Origin of the sequence: Salinicola sp. CPA57 (assembly GCF_003206035.1) — a bacterium.
GTDB classification, from domain to species: Bacteria; Pseudomonadota; Gammaproteobacteria; order Pseudomonadales; family Halomonadaceae; genus Salinicola; species Salinicola socius.
Map to the genome: position 1 here is coordinate 335,339 of NZ_PZJR01000011.1, position 21,205 is coordinate 356,543.

Here is a 21,205-nt window from a genome sequence, read left to right on the forward strand (position 1 = left end):
TGTCATCGCGGTTCCGCCTCCACGGGGATGTGAAGCTCGACGTCGTCGCCATTCCAACCGACGGTCCAGGTGCGCAAACGCCGGGTGGCATCCTCGATGCACTGACCGTCCGTTAGTCGGAAATGCTGTTTGTAGATGGGAGAGGCGACCACCAGCTCGCCCTGGAGATCGCCGACGATGCCGCGGCCGATCACGTTGGCGCCGGAAAACGGATCGTAATTGCCTAAGGCGTAAAGCTCACCGGCGTTATCGGGCCGGTCGAGCAGGCTGTCGGCGGTATCGGGCCGGTCGAGCAGGCTGTCGGCGGTATCGGGCCGGTCGAGCAGGCTGTCGGCGGTATCGTCGGGCCGACAAGGCAGCCCGTCAGCGGATTCGGGCTGACTAGGTAAAAAGAAGATCGCGATCTGATGCCCTTCATGCCAGGCAACGATGCCGGAGCCGGCGACCAGGTCAGCGCGACTGCACAGGCGCACGTGGCGAGAAGAGGAGGCAGATTGCCCTGACTCGGTTTCTAGCGGGGAGAGTACGCTCATGACGTCACCTCCACGGCCAGTGCGTCGATCTCTTCGGGACGCGCAGGCCGGGGCTGATCGCGTTCGCTGACGGCAATGATGTCCGGATCGCTGCGCTTGTCGTTGACGAAGGTGCGGAAGCGCTTGAGCTTGTCCGGATCCTTGAGCGCGTTGGCCCATTCGCATTCGTACTGATCCACCACGTGCTGCATCTGGGCCTCGAGCTCATGCCCCAGCCCCAGGCTGTCCTCGAGGATGACCGCCTTGAGATAATCGAGCCCGCCGTCGAGGTTCTCGCGCCACACCGAGGTACGCTGAAGGCGATCGGCGGTGCGGATATAGAACATCAGCAGCCGGTCGATGATGCGCAGCAGTTCGGTATCGTCGAGATCGGTGGCGAACAGCTCCCCATGGCGTGGGCGCATGCCGCCATTGCCGCACACGTAGAGATTCCAGCCGTGCTCGGTGGCGATCACGCCGATGTCCTTGCTCTGGGCTTCGGCGCACTCCCGGGTGCAGCCGGAGACGGCGAACTTCAACTTGTGCGGCGAGCGCAGTCCCTTGTAGCGATTCTCGATGGTCAGTGCCATGGCGACGCTGTCCTGAACGCCGTAGCGACACCAGGTGTTGCCGACGCAGGATTTCACGGTGCGGGTGGATTTGCCGTAGGCGTGGCCGGTCTCGAAGCCGGCGGCGATCAGCTCGCCCCAGATCTCCGGAAGTTCGTGCAACTGGGCGCCGAACAGGTCGATACGCTGGCCGCCGGTGATCTTGGTATAGAGATCGTACTTCTTGGCCACCGCGCCGATGGCGATCAGCTTGTCCGGAGTGATCTCCCCGCCGGGAATACGCGGCACCACCGAATAGGTACCGTTCTTCTGCATGTTGGCCATGAAGGTATCGTTGGTGTCCTGCAGCGGCACCAGCGAGGGATTGGTGATCGGCGCGTTCCAGCACGAGGCCAGGATCGAGGCGACGGCCGGCTTGCAGATATCGCAGCCCAGCCTTCCCTTGCCGTGACGGGCATGGAGCGCCTCGAAACTTTGAATGCCCTCGACCCGGATGAGGCCGTAGAGCTCCTGGCGGGTATAGGCGAAGTGCTCGCAAAGGCTGCGGTCGACTTCGACCCCGCGACTTTCCAGCTCATGCTCGAAGACCTGCTTGAGCAGGGCCGTGCAGCCGCCGCAACCGGTGCTCGCTTTGGTTTCCCCCTTGAGCGCGCCGAGGTCGGTACAGCCGGCGTCGACCGCCTGGCAGACAGCCCCTTTGGAAACGTTGTGGCACGAGCAGATCGTGGCACTTTCCGGCAGGGCATCCGCGCCCAGCAGCGGCGCGCCCTCGCCCTGAGGCAGGATCAGGCTGGCCGGATCGGCGGGCAGCGCGATGCCGTTCTGCACGTACTGCAACAGCGTATCGTAATAGCTGTTGTCACCCACCAGCACGGCGCCCAGGGCGCGCTTGCCGTCGCCGGAGACCACCAGCCGGCGGTAGCCGTGGCCGGCTTCGTCGATGAAGCGGTAGCTCACGGCGCCTTCGGTCGCCGCATGCGCATCGCCGATGGAGCCCACGTCGACGCCAAGCAGCTTGAGCTTGGTCGACATGTCGGCGCCGCTGAACGGCTCGCCGCTATCGACCAGGCAGCCGGCTACCGTGCGCGCCATGGTGTAGCCGGGGGCGACGAGGCCGAAGACCTGGCCGCTCCACAGCGCGCATTCGCCGATGGCGAAGATGTCCGGATCGGAGGTGTGGCAGGTGTCGTCGATCACGATGCCGCCTCGCTCCCCGATCTCCAGGCCACAGTCGCGGGCCAGCCGATCCTGGGGGCGAATACCGGCCGAGAACACGATCATGTCGGTCTCCAGCCACTCGTTGTCGGCGAAGTTCATGCGGTAGCGGTGGGTGTCGCCGGTCACGATGCCGCTGGTGGCGCGAGCGAGATGCACCTGCACGCCCAGCGCTTCGATCTGACACTTGAGTGCCTCGCCGCCCTCGGCATCCAGCTGCACCGGCATCAGGCGGGGGGCGAACTCGACCACGTGGGCCTCTAGCCCCAGCGACTTGAGCGCGTTGGCGGCCTCGAGGCCCAGCAGGCCGCCACCGACCACCACGCCGCGGCGGATTTCCCGATCTTCCAGTGACAACGCCGCCTCGCGGATGCGGTCGAGATCGTCCAGCGTTCGGTAGACCAGGCGGGCATGGCCGCCATCGTCGGTCTCTGGCGTCGGTATCGGCGGCACGAAGGGATAGGAGCCAGTCGCCAGAATCAGTTGGTCGAAGTCGTGCAGGCCGCGATCGGTGGCGACGTTGCGGGCGGTGCGATCGATCGAAGTGACCGCTTCGCCCAGGCGCAGGTCGATACCGTGACGTGCGCAGAAATCCGCTTCGCCCAGCGCCAGCGCATCGGCATCGCTGCCGGTAAAGTAGTCGGACAGGTGCACGCGGTCATAGGCTCGATGGCGCTCCTCGCCGAAGACGGTGATTGCGTAGCGATGGTGAGCACCGCGCTCTACCAGTTGCTCCAGACAGTAGTGTCCGACCATGCCGTTGCCGATCACCAGCAGGCGGGGCTTGTCGGTCGTCGTGACCGGGGCGTGTGTCGTGACAGGGGCATGTGTCGTACCAGGAGCGTGAGTCATGCCGCTTCCTCCAGTTTATCAGTGGCGTTGTCGGCCAGAAGTCGGGTGGCGTCATCGGCGCCGAACAGCAGTACGTCGCGGCAGGCGCTCAGATCGTGGGCCTCACGGGCGTGATGGAAATAGCCGGGGCCTGCGGCGGTATCGCCGTAGAGCACCGCGCCGACGAGACGATCGTCGTGCAGCAACAGCCGACGGTAGTCGCCGTTCTCGGCATCGGCGTAGGTCAGCGTCTCGTGCCCTGGCGGAATCTCGACCGGGCCGAAGGCAAAGATCGAGATATCCGCGACCTTGAGACGGGTTGCACACGGGATCTCGCGGTAGGGGGCGCTGTGCTGGCCGCAGAGCCGAGCGGCCAGCACATCCACCTGTCGCCAGATCGGGTCGACCAGACCGTAGGTGTTGCCCTCGAACTCGCAGCACTCGCCGAGGGCGTGAATGGCGGGGTCGCTGGTCGTCAACGTCGCATCGACGACGATACCGCGGGCGACATGCAATCCGGATTGTCGGGCCAGTGCCGTATGGGGCTTGATACCGGCGGCGACCACCACGCAGTCGGCAGGCAGTCGGCGGCCATCCTCCAACCGCACCGCGGACACGTTGCCATCGGTATCGCCTTCGCAGGCGGCCAGGTGGGCGTGGGTCTCGATGGTCAACCCGCGGCTCTCCAGCTCGGTACGCAGCCAGCTCGCCGCTGTCTCATCCAGTTGCCGGTTCATCAAGCGCTCGCTGCGCTGGAGGACGGTGACGGCCAGCCCTCGCTTGCGCAGACCTTCCGCCGCCTCCAGCCCCAGCAGCCCGCCGCCGACGACGACCGCACGGCTACCCACGGCTCGCGACGTGAGCCAGGCGGTATCGACGACATCGCGGAACCCACCGACATTGCCCAGCCGAACGCCGGGAACGTCCGGCAGGGCAGGGCGCGAGCCGGTCGCCAGTATCAGGCGGTCGTACGCCACCGGTTCGCCCCGGTCGGTCTGGATCCGGCGTCGTCGCCGGTCGATGGTGACCACGCGCTCGCCCAGCCGCCATGTCACGCCCGCCGTCGCGACATTCTCGAGGGGGAGATCGAGCGCTTCACGTTCGATCTCGCCGGCCAGCCACGGCGACAACAGGATGCGGTTGTAGGCCGGCGAGGTTTCCTCGCCGATGACCGTGATGCGTTCGGGTCGTTCGGGGTGTTTCAACACCGCGCTCAGCAGGCGATGGCCAGCCATGCCATTACCGACGATCACCAGGTGCGTCGGGATGCTGTGGGGATCCGAGGGCAAGTTCCGGGAAGCGTTCGGGAACCTGTCTTGACTACTTTTCCGGGACATGAAGTCTCTCCCATCCGCCGTCGTGGCTATCCTTCAGATGATGGCCAACAACGAAAAAGGCGCCTGATGACACGAAGCGGGGGCTTCGCGGCATCAGGCGCCTTTGCCTGAAATTCGAACAGTGTCTGTCTCGCTGTCATGCGACGGGTGCCAACAGCGTTGCAGGCATCGTTTCGCATCGACGCGACCGCCATTGGTCGTCGTCAGATTGGAGGAAGCGAAAAGCGTGCCAACGCTTCCTCGATGCTGTCATTTCAGCGCGATGAGGCCTTTCTTCTGTTTTTTCGAGAGACGTCTGACCCTCGTCTTTGCGCAACATCGGTGCGCAACCGACGGCTACTGCACCAATGCGTGCCATACCTTCCATCGAAGCGCCGGGGCGAGGCCGACAACGTCCTGGTCCGAATGCGGCAAGACACTACTCTGCGGCTATCATGACGAGATTGGCCCCATTCTTGCTTGCTCTGGAACATGAAACGAAGTTGATCAGAGATGTCTCGTCTCGATCGACCTGATCGGTGCCAACGGCGGCATCGGTCTAGCCGGAACGACATCGATAACGCGCCGGCGAGTCATCTGATTCGCCGCCAGCAGGCAACGAGGCCTGACGTCACCTTGGGTGATGTCAGGCCTTTTTGCGTTTTGGAGGTTCGCATGTCAGATCAGCAGGCCAAGGGCTGTTCGGTTACCGAAGACACGGCTATTTGTCCGCCTTTCAAAGACACCACCCCCTGTCCGCCTTTCAAGGACACCACCCCCTGTCCGCCTTTCAAGGACACCACCCCCTGTCCGCCCTTCAAGGACACCACCACCTGTCCTTATTGCGGCGTCGGGTGTGGGGTCGTCGTCGGGCATGACGGCGAACGGGTGAGCGGCGTCGAGGGCGATCGGAGGCATCCGGCCAATTTCGGCCGGCTCTGCGTCAAGGGTAGCGCCCTTCACGAGACCCTGGGCGACGAAGGGCGCTTGCTGCGCCCCCGTGTCGACGGCAAGTCGGTGGATTGGACGACGGCGCTGAATGCCGTGGTCACCCGGTTGGCGTCGACGCAGCGCGAGCATGGTCGAGACGCGGTGGCGGCCTATCTGTCCGGCCAGCTGCTGACCGAGGACTATTATGTCGCCAACAAGCTGTTCAAGGGCTTTCTCGGTACGCCGCATGTGGATACCAATTCCCGACTGTGCATGGCCTCGGCGGTGGCCGCCTACAAGCGCGCCTTCGGGGCGGATGCCGTGCCGTGCTGCTACGAAGATCTGGAGTGCGCCGAACTGGTGGTACTGGCGGGTTCCAATCTGGCCTGGAACCATCCGGTACTCTATCAGCGCCTGAAGGCGGCCAAGGCGCGTAATCCATTGATGCGCGTGGTGGTGATCGATCCGCGCGTGACCGACAGTTGCGAAATCGCCGATCTCTACCTGGGGCTCGAGCCGGGCAGCGATGCGCGGCTGTTCAATGGCCTGCTGGCGTGGATGGAAGAGCAAGGTCGGGTCGATCACCGTTATCTGGCCCTGCATACTCAAGGGTTCGACGCCGCACTGAGCGCTGCCTGCGAAGATGGCAACAGCCTCGCGGCCATCGCCCGCGACTGCGATGTCGATCCTGAACGGTTGGAAACCTTCTTCTACTGGTTCGCGACCCATCTGCACGTGGTGACGCTCTACTCCCAGGGTATCAACCAGTCGAGCAGCGGCACCGACAAGTGTCAGGCGATCATCAACTGCCACCTGGCCGGGGGCAAGATCGGTCTGCCGGGGGCCGGGCCGTTCTCGATCACCGGACAGCCCAATGCGATGGGCGGTCGTGAAGTCGGCGGGCTGGCCAACCAGCTGGCCGCGCACATGGACTATCACACCCCGGGCGCCATCGATCGGGTCACCCGTTTCTGGCAGACGGCCTCGCTCGTGCCGACGTTGCCGAACGAGCCGGGGCACAAGGCCGTCGAGCTTTTCGATGCCATCGAACGCGGCGAGATTCGCGCAATCTGGATCATGGCGACCAATCCGGTCGTCAGCATGCCCGACGCCAACCGTATCAAGCGCATCCTGGCGGCCTGCCCGCTGGTCATCGTCTCAGACTGCATGGCCAACGCCGAGGTGCTGGAAGTGGCAGATATCGTGCTGCCGGCCAGCAGCTGGGCGGAAAAGAATGGCACCGTGACCAATTCCGAACGTCGGATCTCGCGCCAGCGAGGGTTGCTTCGGCCGCCCGGTGAAGCGCGCCACGATTGGTGGATCATGAGCCAGGTCGCGGCCGGGCTGGGTTTTGGCGAGGCGTTTGCCTATACGCATCCCGCCGATATTTTCGCCGAACATGCGCGGCTTTCGGGTTTCGAGAACCCCTCCGACAAACCGGGCGAGGATGCCAGGTTGTTCGACATATCCGGCCTCGCGGCGCTCGATCGTGCCGGTTACGAGGCGCTGGCGCCGATCCAGTGGCCAGTCAACGATCGCGCACCCAGGGGCACCGCCCGGCTGTTCGAGGATGGCCAGTTCGCCACGCCGGACGGCCTGGCGAAACTGCTGCCAGTGCGTCCGCGAGCCCCGCAGCAGGAGGTCAGCGCTCGGCGACCGCTGCGGCTCAATACCGGACGAATCCGCGATCAATGGCACACCATGACCCGTACCGGGCGCGCGTCTCGTCTGATGAATCATCGCCAGGAGCCGTTCGTCGAGATGCATCCCGCCGATGCCGAAAGCCATGGAATCGTTGATCAGCAACTGGTCGAGCTCGACGGTATCGGGGGACGGTATCGGGCGCGAGCACGACTGGCCAAGGGCCAGCGACGTGGCGAGCTGTTCGCGCCGATGCACTGGAACGACGCCTTCAGCGGCCAGGCCAAGATCGGCGGGCTGATCGCGCCGATGACCGATCCGATCTCCGGTCAGCCCGAATCGAAGCAGGGCGCGGTGAGTCTGAACACGCTCGAGACGGCCTGGGAGGCGACATTGATCGTCGCCGGCGATCTCGCCGGGACGGTGGATCCACGCGACGACTGCGCATATTGGACGCGCATTCCGATGGCTCACAGCCTGCGCTGGCAGCTCGCCGGCGAGCCGGCCTTGGAGAATCGCGACTGGCTGGCCTGGGCCGAGAGCCGGCTACCGCTCCCGGCGACACAGTGGAGCCAGGACAGCGCCAGGGGGCGGCTGCGCGCCAGCGGTCTCGAGGCGGGTCGACTGCGCTGGTGGCTGATGGTGGGCCCGCCGGCCACGTTGCCGGCACTGCACTGGCTGGATGCCTGTTTCGCCCGTGGGCCGAATGCGTCGCTGGACCCGGCCACGCGCCGACGCATCCTGGCCGGTTGTGCCAGCGGTGCCAGTGATCAGGGAGCGATCGTCTGCAGCTGCCACCAGGTCGGCCAGCGTTCGATCGTCGAGGCGATCCGTGCCGGCGATGCCAGCGTCGAAGCGCTGGGCGCCAGCCTCGCCTGCGGTACCCAATGCGGCTCCTGTCTCCCTGAATTGAAATCCCTGCTCGAAGAGGAGAGCGCCCATGTCAGCGTATAACCCGTCACGTCATACGTCGTTCAGTCATACGCCGGCCAAGGTCGGTCATTGGATGGCCCGCGTCTGGCAGGCCGGCCGAGAGCGGTTGGCCGACGAATGCAGACGTCCGCCCTCAGGTACATTGTCGACCGACAGTGGCAAAGTCTATCTGGTCGGGGCCGGTCCGGGGGCGGCGGATCTGCTGACGCTGCGGGCCGCGCGTCTGATCGAGAGCGCCGAGGCGATCGTCTACGACCGGCTGGTGGGCGAGGATATCCTGGCGCTGCTGCCGCGGGGTTGCGAGCGCTACTACGTCGGCAAGGCGCGCGGCCACCACAGCGTGCCCCAGGCGGAGATAGGCAGCTTGATGGTGCGCCTGGCCCAGGCCGGCAAACGGGTGGTGAGACTGAAAGGCGGTGATCCGGGCATTTTCGGTCGCATGGGAGAAGAGCTGGCCGCGCTCGCCGAAGCCGGGACCCCGGCGGAAATCGTTCCCGGGATTACCGCCGCGTCCGGTGCCGTAGCGGCCATGGGGATGCCGCTGACGGATCGTGCCCACGCCCAGCAGGTTCGCTTCATCACTGCGCAGGCCTGTCGCGAAGACCAGGTTCTCGACTGGCGTGGTTTGGCCCGGCGTGATGAGACGCTGGTGTTCTACATGGGGTTGAGTCGTGTCGAGACCATCTGCCAAGGTCTGACTGGCGCCGGGTTGCCGTCCGACTGGCCGATCATGCTGATTGCCAACGCCTCGCTACCGCAACAGCAATCCCTGGTCGGTACGCTAGCGGACATGCCGCAACGGCTCGTCGCCAACCCCTTGCCCTCGCCATGTCTGATCATGGTGGGCAGTGTGGTGGCCATGGCCAACGACCTGGTGGGCGGGGAGACAACGACCGCCGCTCGCTGAACGGCGCTAGGCAGGCCGGCTGACGGCGCGTAGACTCCGCGCCTTTCCCTTCCTCAGGAATGACCATGAGTCAGTTGCCTCCCTGCCCGCAGTGCGGTTCCGAATTCACCTACGAAGACGCCGGCGTTCTCGTCTGCCCCGAATGTGCCCACGAGTGGACCCTGTCCGAGGCCACGAGTGGTGATATCGACGACCGGCGCGTTACCGATGCGCATGGCACGCCGCTCGTGGATGGCGACAGCATCACCGTGATCAAGGATCTGAAGGTCAAGGGGTCTTCCCTGGTGGTGAAAGTCGGCACCAAGGTCAAGAACATTCGCCTGGTGGATGGCGACCACGACATCGACTGCAAGATCGACGGCATCGGACCGATGAAACTGAAATCGGAGTTCGTCAAGAAAGCCTGAAACCGGTCCAGCGCGTCTTTGGGGTATCCGCCAACGTAGAGAACATCAAAAAGCCGCCGCCCGAAGGCGGCGGTAAAGATCCCATGGACGTGCGAGGGAGAAGGTCGTGATGACAGGTCGTGATGACAGGGCGTCATCGAAAAGGAAACGCGCTCAACCGGTAGCGGCCTCCTGCTCGACGCGGCGCGCGCCATCCGCTTGACGGTAAGCGGCGGTCTCGGCGGCTTCGGTCTCCGAGGAGAATTTGACCGTCAGAGCAAATAGCGAGGCGGCGATGACTGTCAGGCCCAGATAGAATAGGCCCTGTTGATAAGACAACGATTCCGAGCGAAACAGGAAACCGGCGGCCACGGCACCGGCATTGCCTCCGGCACCGACGATCCCCGCGACGGCGCCCATCGCGTTCTTGTTGATGAAAGGCACAACCCCGAAAGTGGCACCCTCTGCCATCTGTACGAACAGGCTGAACACCAGCATGATGCTGATCGCCACGGCCAGGGTCTGCATCTGGGCGAAGCCGGTCAGCGCGATGCCCTCGCACAACAGTGCGATGAACAGCCAGCGTACGCGGCCCTTGAGTCCGCCGTTGCGCGCGAACAGGTCCGAGAACCATCCGCCTAGGGTGCGGGCGAACAGATTCATCAAGCCGAACAACCCCGCGATGAGTCCCGCCGTGGCCAGATCCAGCGAGAAGGTATCGAAGAAGTAGATCGCGGCGATGTTGTTGATGGTGAGCTCGACACCGAAGCAGGCGGCATACACCGCGAACAGCGCCCAGACGCGAATGTCCCTGGCGGCGGCAGTGAAACTTTGCAGAGCACCATGTTCCTGTGTAGCCGGAGGGAGTTCACCGCGGGCACGCAGGTCGCTGAAGTTGCCGTCGGGGGCGTCCTGGGTGAAGTGGTAGTAGGCGAGACCGGTCAGGAACAGCACGATTCCGGGCACGATCATCGCCAGTCGCCAGCCCAGGGTTTCGCTGACGCCCAGCATCAGCACGCCGGAAAACACCAGCGGCATCAGGATCTGGGTGGTACCGCCGCCGAGATTGCCCCAGCCGGCGGTCGTGGCGTTGGCGGCCCCGACCACGTTGGGCGCGAACATGACGGTCGAATGGTATTGGGTGATGACGAAAGAGGCGCCGATCGCGCCGATTGCCAGTCGAGCCAGCAGAAAAGTTTCGAAGCTATCGGCCAGACCGATCAGCATGACCGGCAGCGACCCCAGACAGAGCAGCCAGGTATAGGTCTTGCGTGGCCCGAGACGATCGCAGAGCAGTCCGATCACCAGCCGAACGACGACGGTGATCGCCACGGAAGCGATGATGGTATTGCCGATCTGCGTCTTGGAAAGATCCAGATCATCGCGCACCACGGCCATCAGTGGAGCGATGCCGAACCAGCCGAAGAAACAGACGTGAAAGGCGAACCAGGACAGGTGGAAGGCGCGCATCTGCGGTGTGGAGAAACTGAACAGGCGTATCTTGTTGGCCTTGTGACGAATGTTCATGGCGGAAAGTCGCTCCGGTTCGAGGCGATGACGTCTCGGGTCATCGGTTCATGGCATAAAAAAACGGCGCCCATCGCTCGCCATGGAAACCATGTCGAGCCGATGGACGCCGTTGTCCGTTCGGAGAGCGATGAATTCCCCGAGCCAAGTCTTGCTCGAAGTCCATCCTCTCCTGTGATTGTCGATTGTCTTTTCGACGATCGGATCGGGCCGCCGTTGACCCGATGTCTGGAGATCAAGCAGGGAGGGTGCCAGGAATGGGGGTTTTCCTGAGAATCAACAGGATAGTGGCGAACTTCAGAGGCAGGTACGCCGCAATCTCGAGTGCCCGGCGGCGCTGGTGCGGAGTCTTGGTGCAGGGTTTGCGAAGTTGCACCGGGAGGGCGCGACGCCGCACCAGAGCGGCTCAAACGTCATGTCGACTCAGCATATCGGCTAGGTCGATCACGCTTTGCGCCACGCTTGCCAACGGTTTGCTCTGATCCATGGCGGTCTTGCGCAACAGCCGATAGGCCTGCTCTTCGGAGAGTTTCTGGTGGGTCATCAACAGACCCTTGGCGCGTTCGATCAGCTTGCGTTCTCGCAGCGTCTTGCGTGTGCTCTCCAGTTCATCACTGATGCTTTGCAGTCGTGCGCTCTGGGTCTGTACCAGGTCGATCAGCGAACGGCTGAAGCGCGAATCCATGGCATTGGCAGTGATCCCCTCAAGCTGGGAAGCGACGGGATTTTCTGAAGAGTCCTGTAACAGCGACGGGGTCGCGCTCCACAGTTCGCTGTGCAAGTTGGCCAGTAGCCCGGTCGAATCGCGTGCTTCTCGCTTGGCGGTAGCGATCTTGTCCCGACAGGTCGCGTGCAGTTCCTCGATGAGTCGTTCCTCGAGGCCCTGCATGGCATCGACGCGCAAGGTGGCGATCGCGTACCACTGCTCACCGGGCGACTCCAGATCGGCAGGGAGGGTCGCGTTCTGGCACGCCAGCTCACGTAGCCGCAGGATATCGGCATGAACGGGGCGCTCCAACTCCTCTTGCCAGCGTGTCAGCGTGTCGAGACTGGCAAATTCCACGAAGGTATCCAGACAGCGCCGCTGTGCATCGATCAGTTGTCGCATGCTATCGCGATGGGCTGCGTCGAATTCGCCGAGGGTAAAACCGAACGCACCACAGGCACGCTCCTGGCCGGCGAGTTCCTTGCCTTGAATGAAGTGAAACAGGCATACCAGTGCCCGGGTCACGTCAGCATCGCTGGCGGTATCCGCAGCCTCGAAGATCACCGATAGCAGGTTGCTGATCAAGCGATTGAACAGGCGCATGGCGTCGTCGGCTGAGACGCGTTGGACGCCGATATCGTCACGGATGCTGGGCAGGGCATCGAACCCGTGCCAGACCGCGGCGACCCGATGGAGCAGGCGCGCGTCGGCGACATAGCGATTGTCTTGCTTCGCCTCGGGTTGCGTCCAGTTTTCCAGTCGCTGGCGCAGGGATTCCTCGGCGTCGAGACAATCCTGGATTCGCTTCTGCCGTTGGCCGGCAAAGCGATCGCCTCCCGAAGCCAGGTAGATACAGGACGAGCCGCGTTCGCGCTGCAAAGCATGCACGAAACGGCTGATATCACCGACGACCGCACAGGTCTCGGCCAAGCGCGAGAGTTGCTCGATTTCGGAGGATTTGGCGGCACACAGCAGCCGCTCGGCAGCGTTTCGAGTCACGGTATGCATCCTCTTCCGCCGCACGTGACGACCAGGTGTCCGACGGCGATGATGTCGTCTCTGTTCTTGTCGTGACCTTTGTCGGACCTGCTCTGCCGCTCGTTCGAGGGAGCGATCTTCGACCAAGGTCTAAACGACTCTACCGCGTACGTCGTATCGACGCACGCGGTAGCGGAAGAAGTGGGTGCGGCTGGAATGGCGGAAAGCGTGAATGCGTATAGGCGAGGATGAGCCGCGAACGTGAGTGAGGCCAGGGGTATGACGCGGATTAAATGTGACTCGAAAGTGCTGACTCAGCGATGGTTTTTGACCTCATACTCACCATCCAGCACGCGTTGGGAGCGTCCGGCGGAGTGGGTATTTCCGGCATGGGCGCCATCGTGATCGGCAGTGCCGCCGGCATACTGCGCCTGCGAGGCGCGGAACTGCTCGGCGCGCTTTTTCATTCGGTGACGGACGAAGGGCAGCATGGCCCAGCCGATGACGAGAAAGAAAAGGCCGAGAAAAGTGCCGACGATCAACATGATGCCGAACAGTAGCCAGGTGAACAGCAGGCGAAGACCGCTCGTCCGCTGACTGGGTCGAGTCTGCTGGACCCGCTCGCGCCATTGCTGCGCGGCACGCCATGCAGCGTTGTCGCTGTGCTGGTGGTTGTCGGTCATCCACTTTCTCCTTGGTTGCCGAGATCGCTCACGTCGAGATTGTCAGTACTCAGATCGTCCCGATGCAGGTCGAGATCGAGTTCATGCCGCTGTGCGTTGTAGCCTTCGATCTCGATATGGCCATCACTATCGACCTCGAGTTCGGCGAAACGTTGCATGCCGCGATTCTGGGCCAGCGCCAATGCCTGCTGCAACTCGTCGCCCGTCAGGCTCCAGTCCGGAGTGGTCGATCTGCGCTGGCTCTCGCGCATCAAGGTGCCATCGTCCAGCGCCATCGAAACGTCCAGCTCCCAGCCGTCATCGCGCCATCCCTCGATCTCGAACCGGTTGTCTTCGCTGTCGACATCCAGTTTTTCATAACGATTGAAGCCGTAGCGCTCGGCGCTGTCGAGCAGTGTCTTCAACTGACCGTAGGATAGCGTCGCGTCGCTGGCCAGTGCTCCTGCGCTCATGCTGCTGCCCAGCGCCACGGCGGGAAGCATCCATAGGTGAGTTTTCATGGCAAATCTCCTGATGTTCGATGTCGACAGACATGCGTCGCGATAGAAGTCGAAATGCGCCGATAGCCATCGTTATACTCGCGATCACCTTGCCCCGAACTGACAGCGGCGTTCATCCGGGGTTCATCGCGCGGCTTCGAGTTCAGGTGCGTGCGGCGCCGTCTCACGTATTCATGTCGGATTCATCGCCATTGCGGCACACTGCCTGCATGAAAATTCGCAACTCGCTACTGCTGCTGGTCTTACCGCTGTTGATGAGCGGCGCCCTGGTGCCGGTCAGTGCCGACGGCGACAATTGGCGTGACCTCCACAAGGAGGTCAAGGAAGGACATCTGGTCGGCATCGGTGCGATCATGGATTGGCTGGAAGCTCGCTACGAGGGCCAGATTCTCGAGGTCGAGCTGGAGCAGGAGGATGGCAGGATCGAATATGAGGTAGAGATGATCGGCCCGCGAGGGCAGGTCGTCGAATTCGAGTTCGACGCCACCAATGGTGAGCTTCTGAGCGTCGAAGGGGTCAACATCGAGGCGATGAAGAAGCCGCCGTGAGTGTTTTTTCAGCGGCGTTGGCATCGGTGACGTTGAATACGAGTGATGCTGGACGTGGCCCATCGCTGGGCGACGACGCCAGCGACGCCTTGAATCACGGAGTCGGGAATGAAGGTACTGTTGGTCGAAGACGATGCGGCCCTGGCCAGAGCGCTGGCCGAGGCGTTGGCAGAGGCCGGGTTACTGATCGAGACGACGACCACTGGCCGGGAAGCCGATTATCTGGTGCGCACCGAGCGCTACGACGCGATCATTCTCGATCTGGGGCTGCCCGATGGCGATGGCACGCGCTGGCTTTCCCAGTGGCGCGAGGATGCGATCGATCTGCCGGTGCTGGTGTTGACGGCACGAGAGCGCTGGTCCGACAAGGCTGCCGGTTTTTCCGCCGGGGCCGACGATTACGTCGTCAAGCCGTTCGAGACGGCCGAAGTGCTGTTTCGCCTGCGAGCACTGGTCCGGCGGAGTCACGGCCACGCCCACCCGGTGATCCGGGTCGGCGAGCTGACCCTGGATACCCATTCGGGCAGTGTCTCGCTGGCCGGACGGCCCATCACTCTGACCGCTCAGGAATCCCGGCTGCTCTCGTATCTGATGCACGCCTCGCCGCGGATCGTCAGTCGGGCCGAACTGGTCGAGCACGTCTACAACCGCGATCATGAGCCCGACTCCAATGTCATCGACGTTCAGATCAGTCGCCTGCGGCGCAAGTTCGGCCGGGCCAGGATCGAAACGCTGCGGGGCCAGGGTTATCGCCTGGTGGATCTCGAAGCCGCGATTTGAAAGGCCATTTCTTGAAAATCGACGATTGGAAACGCTGGCGACCACGCTGGACGACACGCATCGGTGAGCGGCTGCGACGGGCGCCGCTGGGCGCGCGTCTGCTGGTCGCCTCGCTGGTACTGGTCATCGTGCTGCTGCCCCTGGCGGGTGTCGGGTTGAGCTACAACTTCCGGCAATCCGCCACCGCCTCTTTCGACAGCCGCCTCGAGTCCCTGCTCAATGCGCTGCTGGCCGGTATGCAGGTCGACAATGTCGGCCAGCATCTGCAATTGAATCGCTCGCTGGGCGATGCCCGCTTCGATCGTGTCTATTCCGGCTGGTACTGGCAGGTAACCGACGGTGGCGATCTCACTCTGACCTCTCGCTCGCTGTGGGATCAGCGCCTGCCGATTCCCGATCATCGGAGCGGTATCAACGTCTTCGAGGTCGACGGCCCTCGCAACGACGATCTCCGAATGATCGAACGTGACTTGCGCCTGCCGGGGCAGAACGCGGCGATTCATGTGGCGCTGGCCGGATCGACCACCGAGCTCAACCACGAGGTCGAGCGTTTCGAGCGCCTGCTGATATTGTCGCTGGCCAGTTTCGGCGTGCTGCTGTTGGCGGGGCTTGCGCTGCAGATGCGCTGGGGGCTGGCGCCTCTGAGACGGATGTCCGCCAACCTGCGAGCGGTGGAGGAGGGCGAGATCGAACGTCTGGATACGCAGTTGCCGGTGGAACTCAAGGAGCTGGCGCTGGCCATGAACGGCGTGCTCGAGCGTGATCGGCGGTTGATCGAGCGTGGTCGTGCGGCCGCCGGCAATCTGGCGCATGCGCTGAAGACGCCGGTCAGCGTGCTCAAGACCCTATCTGAACGCTTTCCCGAAGCGCAGCGCCAGCCCATCAATACCGAACTGATCCGCATCGACGATGCGGTTCGTCACCATCTGGCGCGGGCGTCGGCCGCGGGGGGCGTGGCATTCTCGGGGCGGGTCTCGATTGGCGACGCGATCGCCCCCGTCGTTCAGGGGCTGGCCCGCTTGGCCGAACGCCGCGGCATACAGTTCGACGCCGATATCGATCCGAAAGCGGCGGCTCGCATCGATCCGCAGGACATTCAGGAGCTCACGGGCAACCTGCTGGAAAACGCGCTGCGCTGGGCCAGCGGCCGCGTCCTGTTCCGAGTCTCTCGAGTGCCGCAGGGCGTGCGTCTGCGAATCGAGGATGACGGGCCGGGAATGACTCGTGCCCAAAGCGAGTCGGCGCTGGCGCGGGGCGTGCGGCTGGATGCCCGCGGCTCGGGTCCTGGCCCGGGCGGCTCCGGCGGTTCCGGGCTGGGGCTGGCGATCGTCGAGGATCTGATGGTGCTGTATGGCGGCACGTTGCGTCTGGAGCGTGCTGCGCTGGGCGGGTTGGCGGCAGATGTGTGGCTGCCGGCCTCGCCGGTTTCCGCGCAGGCTGGCGAGGCCGCCGGTCAGCCTCCGGTATCCGACTGATCGCGAGGGCGTCTTTGCTTGTTTGCGGGTCAACGCGTGCGGAGTTGACCTCGGACCACGGTGCGGAAGCCGCGCTGCTCCGGTGATTGGATCGCCGCCAGCGCCAGCTGCAGCGCCTGCTGGGCAATCTCCGGCAAATTGTGATGGATACAGGGAATGTGCAGCCCGAACACGTCGCTGTGCTCGATGTCGTCGATGCTGAACAGCTGAACGTCTCTCTGCGGCACGACGCCCTGCTCGTGGCAGAGTTTGAGCACTGCCATGGTGATCTGGTTGTTGGCGCCGATGATGCCCTGGGGCCAGGGATGATCGAGCAGATATTGCCGCAGTGCGTGGTAGGCGGGCTCGAAGGTGAAATCGCTGTACACCACGTCGAGTGCGATGCTGCGGCTGCCGATCGCTTCGCGCAGCCCCGACATGCGCCCGATCGACACCATCGAGTCGGCAGGCCCGGAGACGGCCAGCAGCTGCTCGAGACCTTGCTCCAGACAGTAGCGACCCGCCTGATAGCCACAGTCGAGGTTGTCGATGTAGACCCCGCCGTAGTGCGCTGCCTTCAGTTCACGATCGACCAGCACGACCGGAATCCCCGCCGCCTGGAGGCGATCCAGATAGGCCGGGTGATAATCGATGTCCGACGAGATGACCGAGAGAATCACGGCATCGACGGAGAACTCGATCAGCTTGCCGATGGCTTCCGCTTCCAGCGTTTCCGACTCGTAGGAGTCGAACACCAGCACCGTATAGCCGCGCGCTCTTGCGGCAAGCGTTATCTCCCGGGTCATGCGGCCGAAGAAGGGGTTGCTCATGTTGGGGTTGACGATGCCCAGCGTGCGCGTGACGGCGGTCTCGCGCTGGGATATCTGCGACGGCGACACGTAATTGAGTTCCCGAGCGATGCGCAATATCTGATCACGTGTTTCGGCGTGGACCTTTTCCGGCGAGGAAAACGTTCGCGAAACGGTAATCTTGCTGACGCCGGCCTGGCGGGCAACATCTTCGAGCGTAGTTCGAGGCATCGACCTCATCTCCCTGACAACACCCGTGGTTTCATGAGCTTAGGGCTAATGGCTGGTGCTCTGGCACAGCAGCGTCATTGCGCCAACCGACATTTTATCATGGACAGAAGATATCATTTTGTATCATTTTATATCATCGATATTGCCTCTGCAGGGCGCTATTTTCTCTACCACTTAGGTCTAGGCAGATCATTAAACATTGGTCTAACATTTTTTTATCTCATTGTTTTTGATGATTTTTATAAAAAACGAATCGCTTGATTCCTTCAGTGTTAACGCTATGATTTGATCCTGATGTCATGGGCGTTGAAACAGGTGTTGCACAAAGCGCACGGTTGATCCTCGTCTTCATCAAAACGCCAGCCTGGCTAGAGATCAGGCCCGACCGTATCCGCGGGATCATTCGATACTCGGCGTGACACCAGTCGAAAACGATAGCCGTCGAAAATAGAGCAATAACGAGCGCTACGAGAGGAGTTCCAGATGAGACTTGCCTTGTTTGTTTCAGGCATCGGAATCGCGGGCCTGGGTGTCTGTTCCGCTGCCATGGCGCAGAGCACTGAGATCACCGTTGCCACCGTGAACAATCCCGACATGGTGACGATGCAGAGCATGATGTCGGCCTTCAACGAGTCGCACCCGGATATCAAGGTCAACTGGGTGACGCTGCCGGAAAACGAACTGCGTCAGAAGGTCACCACCGATATCGCCAGCGGTGCCGGCCAGTACGACGTGGTCACCGTGAGCAACTACGAGACGCCGATCTGGGCGCAGAACGACTGGCTGACGCCAATGGAGAATCTGCCCGACAGCTATGATGTCGACGATCTTCTCAAGCCGGTCAAGGACGGCTTGTCGGTGGATGGCACGCTCTACGCGTTGCCGTTCTACGCCGAATCCTCGGTGACGTACTATCGCAAGGATCTGTTCGAGAAGGCCGGTATCGAGATGCCGGACAAGCCCACCTGGAGCCAGATCAAGGATTTCGCTGCCAAGATCCAGTCGTCGTCGGATGGCGTCTACGGAATCTGCCTGCGCGGGTTGCCGGGCTGGGGGCAGAACATGGCGCTGTTCGGCACCATGGTCAACAGTTACGGCGGGCGCTGGTTCGATATGGACTGGGAGCCACAGTTGACGAGTGAAGAGTGGAAGAATGCGGCCAATGCCTATGTCGATCTGCTCAACAACTATGGCCCTCCGGGCGTGACGTCCAACGGCTTCACCGAGTCCGAGACGCTGTTCGCCAATGGCCAGTGCGGGATGTGGGTGGATTCCACCGTTGCGGCCAGCTATCTCAGCGATCCGGAAACCTCAAAGATCGCGGACAAGGTCGGCTTCGCTCAGGCGCCCTACGAGACGACCGAGAAGGGATCCAACTGGCTGTTCACCTGGGCGCTGGCCGTGCCGCAGTCCTCCAAGCACCAGGAAGCCGCCAAGACGTTCGTGGACTGGGCGACGTCCAAGGACTACATCCAGGCTGTGGCTGACGACAAAGGCTGGCTGGCAGTCCCCCCGGGAACGCGTCAGTCGACCTATTCCAGCGAAGATTATGTCAAGGCCGCGCCGTTCGCGCCGCTGGTCGAGACGGCAATCAAGAGCGCCAGCCCGAACGATCCCAGCGCGCAGGAAGTGCCTTACACCGGCGTGCAGTTCGTCACCATCCCGCAGTTCCAGGCGATCGGTACCCGTGTCGGTCAGCTGATGGCGGCGATGCTTTCCGGGGATACCAGTGTCGACGAAGCGCTCCAGCAGGGGCAGACCTTCACCGACCGTATCATGCAGCAGACCGGCAAACCGCAGTAAGCGATGCGCCTGTAGACACCGCCGATCGGTTGTGACGATCGGCGGTGTCGCTGTGTCAGCCGACGCTGTGTCAGCCGGCGCGATTCAAGCTGGAGCTGTCTGCTCGGACCAGCGATTGCGTCATGCAATCCAAAGCTACGGGACTCACGCATGAAAGCCATTTCTCGAACCTCTTCGGCCACCGCGCCATCCGCCGAGGTAACCGGTGCGCGCTCGTTCGCCCGTACCACGCGACTGCTGATGGCACCGGCGGTCATCTTCCTGCTGATCTGGATGCTCGTGCCGCTGGCCATGACCATCTACTACTCGTTTCAGCAGTACAACCTAGTCATGCCGATGTACAACGGCTTTGCGGGGTTGAACAATTTCGCGATCCTGTTGAGCGACCCCACTTTCTGGAAGTCGCTGGCCAACACGCTGATCATCGTCGGGGCCAGTCTGGTCATCACGGTGAGTCTCGGGTTGATGCTGGCGCTGTTGTTCAACCGGACCTTCGTCGGCCGTGGCGTGGCTCGCACGCTGGCGGTCGCGCCGTTCTTCGTGATGCCGGTGGTGACCGGCCTGATCTGGAAGAACATGCTGTTTCATCCGGTCTACGGTCTGTTCGCCTGGGTGGCGCGGCAACTGGGGTTGGAGCCGGTCGACTGGCTCGCCCACTATCCGATGCTGTCGGTGATCATCATGATCACCTGGGAATGGACACCGTTCGCGCTACTGGTGCTGCTGACCGGTCTGCAGTCGCTGCCGGAAGATCAGATCGAGGCGGCCAGGCTCGATGGTGCCAGCGCCTGGCAGGAGTTTCGCCATATCGTGATTCCGCATCTGGGTCAGGTGCTGTACGTCGTGGTGATGCTGGAAAGCATCTTCTTCCTGACCTCGTTCGCCGAGATCTACACCACCACCAGTGGTGGGCCCGGTACCGCCACCACCAACCTGCCTTACTACATCTTCCAGACCGTGTTCCAGCAGACCGATATCGGCATCGCCTCGGCGGCGGCCATCGGTGCAGTGATCCTGGCGAACATCTTCGCCATCATGCTGATTCGCTTCATTGCCGGAAACCTCAACGCGGGAGCCGCACGATGAATTCATCTCGTTTCACCAACGGTGTCATGGGCGTGCTCGCTTGGATCGTGGCGCTACTGATCTTCTTCCCGATCCTGTGGCTGCTGCTGACCGCGTTCAAGACCGAGCAGCAGGCCTTCACGGTAGTGCCCAACTTCTTTTTCTCGCCGACGTTGGAGAGTTTCAAGACCGCACTGGCGCAGGGCAGCGGTTACTGGCACTACGCCTGGAACTCCGTGTTGACTGCCGTCGCCTCGACAGTCATCGGCCTGGCACTGGCAGTGCCGGCGGCGTATGCGATGGCGTTCTATCCCAACAAGCGCACCGACTTCCTGCTGGTATGGATGGTCTCGACCAAGTTCATCCCGGCGGTCGGCGTCCTGATTCCGATCTACCTGGTCTACAGCGCGGTCGGACTGCTGGATAACGCGCTGGGACTGACGCTTCTGTTCACGGCGATGAACCTGCCGATCATCGTGTGGATGGTCTACTCCTATTTCCGCGACATCCCCAAGGATATCGTCGAAGCGGCCGACATCGACGGCGCCAGCATCATGCAGACGCTGTTCAAGGTGGTGCTGCCGCTGGCGCTGCCGGGGTTGGCCTCGACCGGACTGCTGGCGCTGATCCTGGCATGGAACGAGTCGTTCTGGAGCATCACCATGACTGACCATAGCGCGGCGACACTGGCGGTCTACATCGCATCGTTCAAGAGCGCCGAAGGGCTGTTCTGGGCCAAGATGTCCGCAGCTTCGGTGCTGGCCATCGCGCCGATCATCGTGCTCGGCTGGTTCACGCAACGCCAGATGGTCAGGGGACTGACCTTCGGCGCCGTCAAATGACCGGCGATCGCGCTGGTACCGAATTTTATCGAGAGGGTT

18 protein-coding genes are annotated in these 21,205 nt (G+C 62.7%); 10 read left to right on the top strand and 8 right to left on the bottom strand.

The window, feature by feature from the left end; all coding sequences use genetic code 11:
* Window positions 1-2: 2 nt before the first annotated feature.
* From DOM36_RS13780 to DOM36_RS13790, 3 genes are read right to left on the bottom strand one after another with little or no spacing between them, the layout of a single operon-like run.
* Window positions 3-473 carry a nitrite reductase (NAD(P)H) small subunit gene (locus DOM36_RS13780; RefSeq protein WP_232823865.1) on the bottom strand — a complete coding sequence of 157 codons (471 nt, stop codon included), beginning with the start codon at window positions 471-473 and terminating at the stop codon, window positions 3-5.
* Window positions 474-529: 56 nt separating this feature from the next.
* The gene (nirB, locus tag DOM36_RS13785; RefSeq protein ID WP_110643424.1) at window positions 530-3,148 is read right to left on the bottom strand and encodes a nitrite reductase large subunit NirB; all 2,619 of its coding nucleotides are present in this window, start codon (window positions 3,146-3,148) and stop codon (window positions 530-532) included.
* Window positions 3,145-4,416 (bottom strand): FAD-dependent oxidoreductase, encoded by a 1,272-nt coding sequence (locus DOM36_RS13790; protein ID WP_232823845.1) that lies wholly within the window; start codon window positions 4,414-4,416, stop codon window positions 3,145-3,147. The genes nirB and DOM36_RS13790 overlap by 4 nt, the downstream gene beginning before the upstream one ends.
* Before the next feature lie 702 nt (window positions 4,417-5,118).
* On the opposite strand from DOM36_RS13790, the gene DOM36_RS13795 reads away from it, so the two are divergent.
* The 3 genes from DOM36_RS13795 to DOM36_RS13805 all read left to right on the top strand — a co-directional run bounded on the left by DOM36_RS13795 (window position 5,119) and on the right by DOM36_RS13805 (window position 9,261).
* Window positions 5,119-7,968, top strand: a complete 2,850-nt coding sequence (locus DOM36_RS13795) for a molybdopterin-dependent oxidoreductase (RefSeq protein WP_110643426.1) — start codon at window positions 5,119-5,121, stop codon at window positions 7,966-7,968.
* A complete protein-coding gene (cobA, locus tag DOM36_RS13800) occupies window positions 7,955-8,854 on the top strand; it encodes a uroporphyrinogen-III C-methyltransferase (RefSeq protein ID WP_232823846.1) in 900 nt (299 codons plus the stop codon). Before DOM36_RS13795 ends, cobA begins: the two co-directional genes overlap by 14 nt.
* A 65-nt stretch (window positions 8,855-8,919) precedes the next feature.
* Window positions 8,920-9,261, top strand: coding sequence for a zinc ribbon domain-containing protein YjdM (locus DOM36_RS13805; RefSeq protein ID WP_075569603.1), 342 nt, complete (start codon window positions 8,920-8,922; stop codon window positions 9,259-9,261).
* Between the two features lie 153 nt (window positions 9,262-9,414).
* Here DOM36_RS13805 and DOM36_RS13810 read toward each other — a convergent pair whose 3' ends face one another.
* From DOM36_RS13810 to DOM36_RS13825, 4 genes are all read right to left on the bottom strand, one after another.
* The gene (locus DOM36_RS13810) at window positions 9,415-10,767 is read right to left on the bottom strand and encodes an MFS transporter (RefSeq protein ID WP_110643427.1); all 1,353 of its coding nucleotides are present in this window, start codon (window positions 10,765-10,767) and stop codon (window positions 9,415-9,417) included.
* Between the two features lie 406 nt (window positions 10,768-11,173).
* Window positions 11,174-12,472 (bottom strand): nitrate regulatory protein, encoded by a 1,299-nt coding sequence (locus DOM36_RS13815; RefSeq protein ID WP_232823847.1) that lies wholly within the window; start codon window positions 12,470-12,472, stop codon window positions 11,174-11,176.
* A gap of 293 nt (window positions 12,473-12,765) precedes the next feature.
* The gene (locus tag DOM36_RS13820; protein ID WP_075569606.1) at window positions 12,766-13,134 is read right to left on the bottom strand and encodes a hypothetical protein; all 369 of its coding nucleotides are present in this window, start codon (window positions 13,132-13,134) and stop codon (window positions 12,766-12,768) included.
* A complete protein-coding gene (locus DOM36_RS13825) occupies window positions 13,131-13,634 on the bottom strand; it encodes a hypothetical protein (protein ID WP_075569607.1) in 504 nt (167 codons plus the stop codon). The genes DOM36_RS13820 and DOM36_RS13825 overlap by 4 nt, the downstream gene beginning before the upstream one ends.
* 209 nt (window positions 13,635-13,843) lie before the next feature.
* On the opposite strand from DOM36_RS13825, the gene DOM36_RS13830 reads away from it, so the two are divergent.
* The 3 genes from DOM36_RS13830 (at window position 13,844) to DOM36_RS13840 (ending at window position 16,437) form a co-directional block, all read left to right on the top strand.
* Window positions 13,844-14,182: a PepSY domain-containing protein gene (locus DOM36_RS13830; protein ID WP_232823848.1), complete on the top strand. Its 339-nt coding sequence runs from the start codon at window positions 13,844-13,846 to the stop codon at window positions 14,180-14,182.
* A 108-nt stretch (window positions 14,183-14,290) separates the two neighbouring features.
* Window positions 14,291-14,962 carry a response regulator gene (locus DOM36_RS13835; protein ID WP_075569609.1) on the top strand — a complete coding sequence of 224 codons (672 nt, stop codon included), beginning with the start codon at window positions 14,291-14,293 and terminating at the stop codon, window positions 14,960-14,962.
* 11 nt (window positions 14,963-14,973) lie between these two features.
* Window positions 14,974-16,437 (top strand): HAMP domain-containing sensor histidine kinase, encoded by a 1,464-nt coding sequence (locus DOM36_RS13840; RefSeq protein ID WP_232823849.1) that lies wholly within the window; start codon window positions 14,974-14,976, stop codon window positions 16,435-16,437.
* Between the two features lie 29 nt (window positions 16,438-16,466).
* Here the strand turns inward: DOM36_RS13840 and DOM36_RS13845 are convergent, their stop codons facing one another.
* Window positions 16,467-17,456, bottom strand: a complete 990-nt coding sequence (locus tag DOM36_RS13845; protein ID WP_075569610.1) for a LacI family DNA-binding transcriptional regulator — start codon at window positions 17,454-17,456, stop codon at window positions 16,467-16,469.
* Window positions 17,457-17,489: 33 nt separating this feature from the next.
* Here DOM36_RS13845 and DOM36_RS20130 point away from each other — a divergent pair, with 33 nt between their 5' ends.
* The 4 genes from DOM36_RS20130 (at window position 17,490) to DOM36_RS13860 (ending at window position 21,166) form a co-directional block, all read left to right on the top strand.
* A complete protein-coding gene (locus tag DOM36_RS20130; protein WP_232823850.1) occupies window positions 17,490-17,717 on the top strand; it encodes a hypothetical protein in 228 nt (75 codons plus the stop codon).
* 222 nt (window positions 17,718-17,939) lie between these two features.
* Window positions 17,940-19,259: a sugar ABC transporter substrate-binding protein gene (locus DOM36_RS13850; protein WP_075569611.1), complete on the top strand. Its 1,320-nt coding sequence runs from the start codon at window positions 17,940-17,942 to the stop codon at window positions 19,257-19,259.
* A 240-nt stretch (window positions 19,260-19,499) separates the two neighbouring features.
* The gene (locus tag DOM36_RS13855; RefSeq protein WP_075569749.1) at window positions 19,500-20,345 is read left to right on the top strand and encodes a sugar ABC transporter permease; all 846 of its coding nucleotides are present in this window, start codon (window positions 19,500-19,502) and stop codon (window positions 20,343-20,345) included.
* Complete coding sequence (locus tag DOM36_RS13860; protein ID WP_075569612.1) at window positions 20,342-21,166, top strand: carbohydrate ABC transporter permease; 825 nt, start codon at window positions 20,342-20,344, stop codon at window positions 21,164-21,166. Before DOM36_RS13855 ends, DOM36_RS13860 begins: the two co-directional genes overlap by 4 nt.
* Window positions 21,167-21,205: the final 39 nt, after the last annotated feature.

Excerpts from the sequence above, each read along its gene's own strand:
- nirB (WP_110643424.1), bottom strand. The coding sequence starts at position 3,148 with ATGACTCACGCTCCTGGTACGACACATGCCCCTGTCACGACACACGCC.
- DOM36_RS13795 (WP_110643426.1), top strand. The coding sequence starts at position 5,119 with ATGTCAGATCAGCAGGCCAAGGGCTGTTCGGTTACCGAAGACACGGCT.
- cobA (WP_232823846.1), top strand. The coding sequence starts at position 7,955 with ATGTCAGCGTATAACCCGTCACGTCATACGTCGTTCAGTCATACGCCG.
- DOM36_RS13805 (WP_075569603.1), top strand. The coding sequence starts at position 8,920 with ATGAGTCAGTTGCCTCCCTGCCCGCAGTGCGGTTCCGAATTCACCTAC.
- DOM36_RS13810 (WP_110643427.1), bottom strand. The coding sequence starts at position 10,767 with ATGAACATTCGTCACAAGGCCAACAAGATACGCCTGTTCAGTTTCTCC.
- DOM36_RS13820 (WP_075569606.1), bottom strand. The coding sequence starts at position 13,134 with ATGACCGACAACCACCAGCACAGCGACAACGCTGCATGGCGTGCCGCG.
- DOM36_RS13825 (WP_075569607.1), bottom strand. The coding sequence starts at position 13,634 with ATGAAAACTCACCTATGGATGCTTCCCGCCGTGGCGCTGGGCAGCAGC.
- DOM36_RS13830 (WP_232823848.1), top strand. The coding sequence starts at position 13,844 with ATGAAAATTCGCAACTCGCTACTGCTGCTGGTCTTACCGCTGTTGATG.
- DOM36_RS13835 (WP_075569609.1), top strand. The coding sequence starts at position 14,291 with ATGAAGGTACTGTTGGTCGAAGACGATGCGGCCCTGGCCAGAGCGCTG.
- DOM36_RS13845 (WP_075569610.1), bottom strand. The coding sequence starts at position 17,456 with ATGCCTCGAACTACGCTCGAAGATGTTGCCCGCCAGGCCGGCGTCAGC.
- DOM36_RS20130 (WP_232823850.1), top strand. The coding sequence starts at position 17,490 with ATGAGCTTAGGGCTAATGGCTGGTGCTCTGGCACAGCAGCGTCATTGC.
- DOM36_RS13850 (WP_075569611.1), top strand. The coding sequence starts at position 17,940 with ATGAGACTTGCCTTGTTTGTTTCAGGCATCGGAATCGCGGGCCTGGGT.
- DOM36_RS13855 (WP_075569749.1), top strand. The coding sequence starts at position 19,500 with ATGGCACCGGCGGTCATCTTCCTGCTGATCTGGATGCTCGTGCCGCTG.
- DOM36_RS13860 (WP_075569612.1), top strand. The coding sequence starts at position 20,342 with ATGAATTCATCTCGTTTCACCAACGGTGTCATGGGCGTGCTCGCTTGG.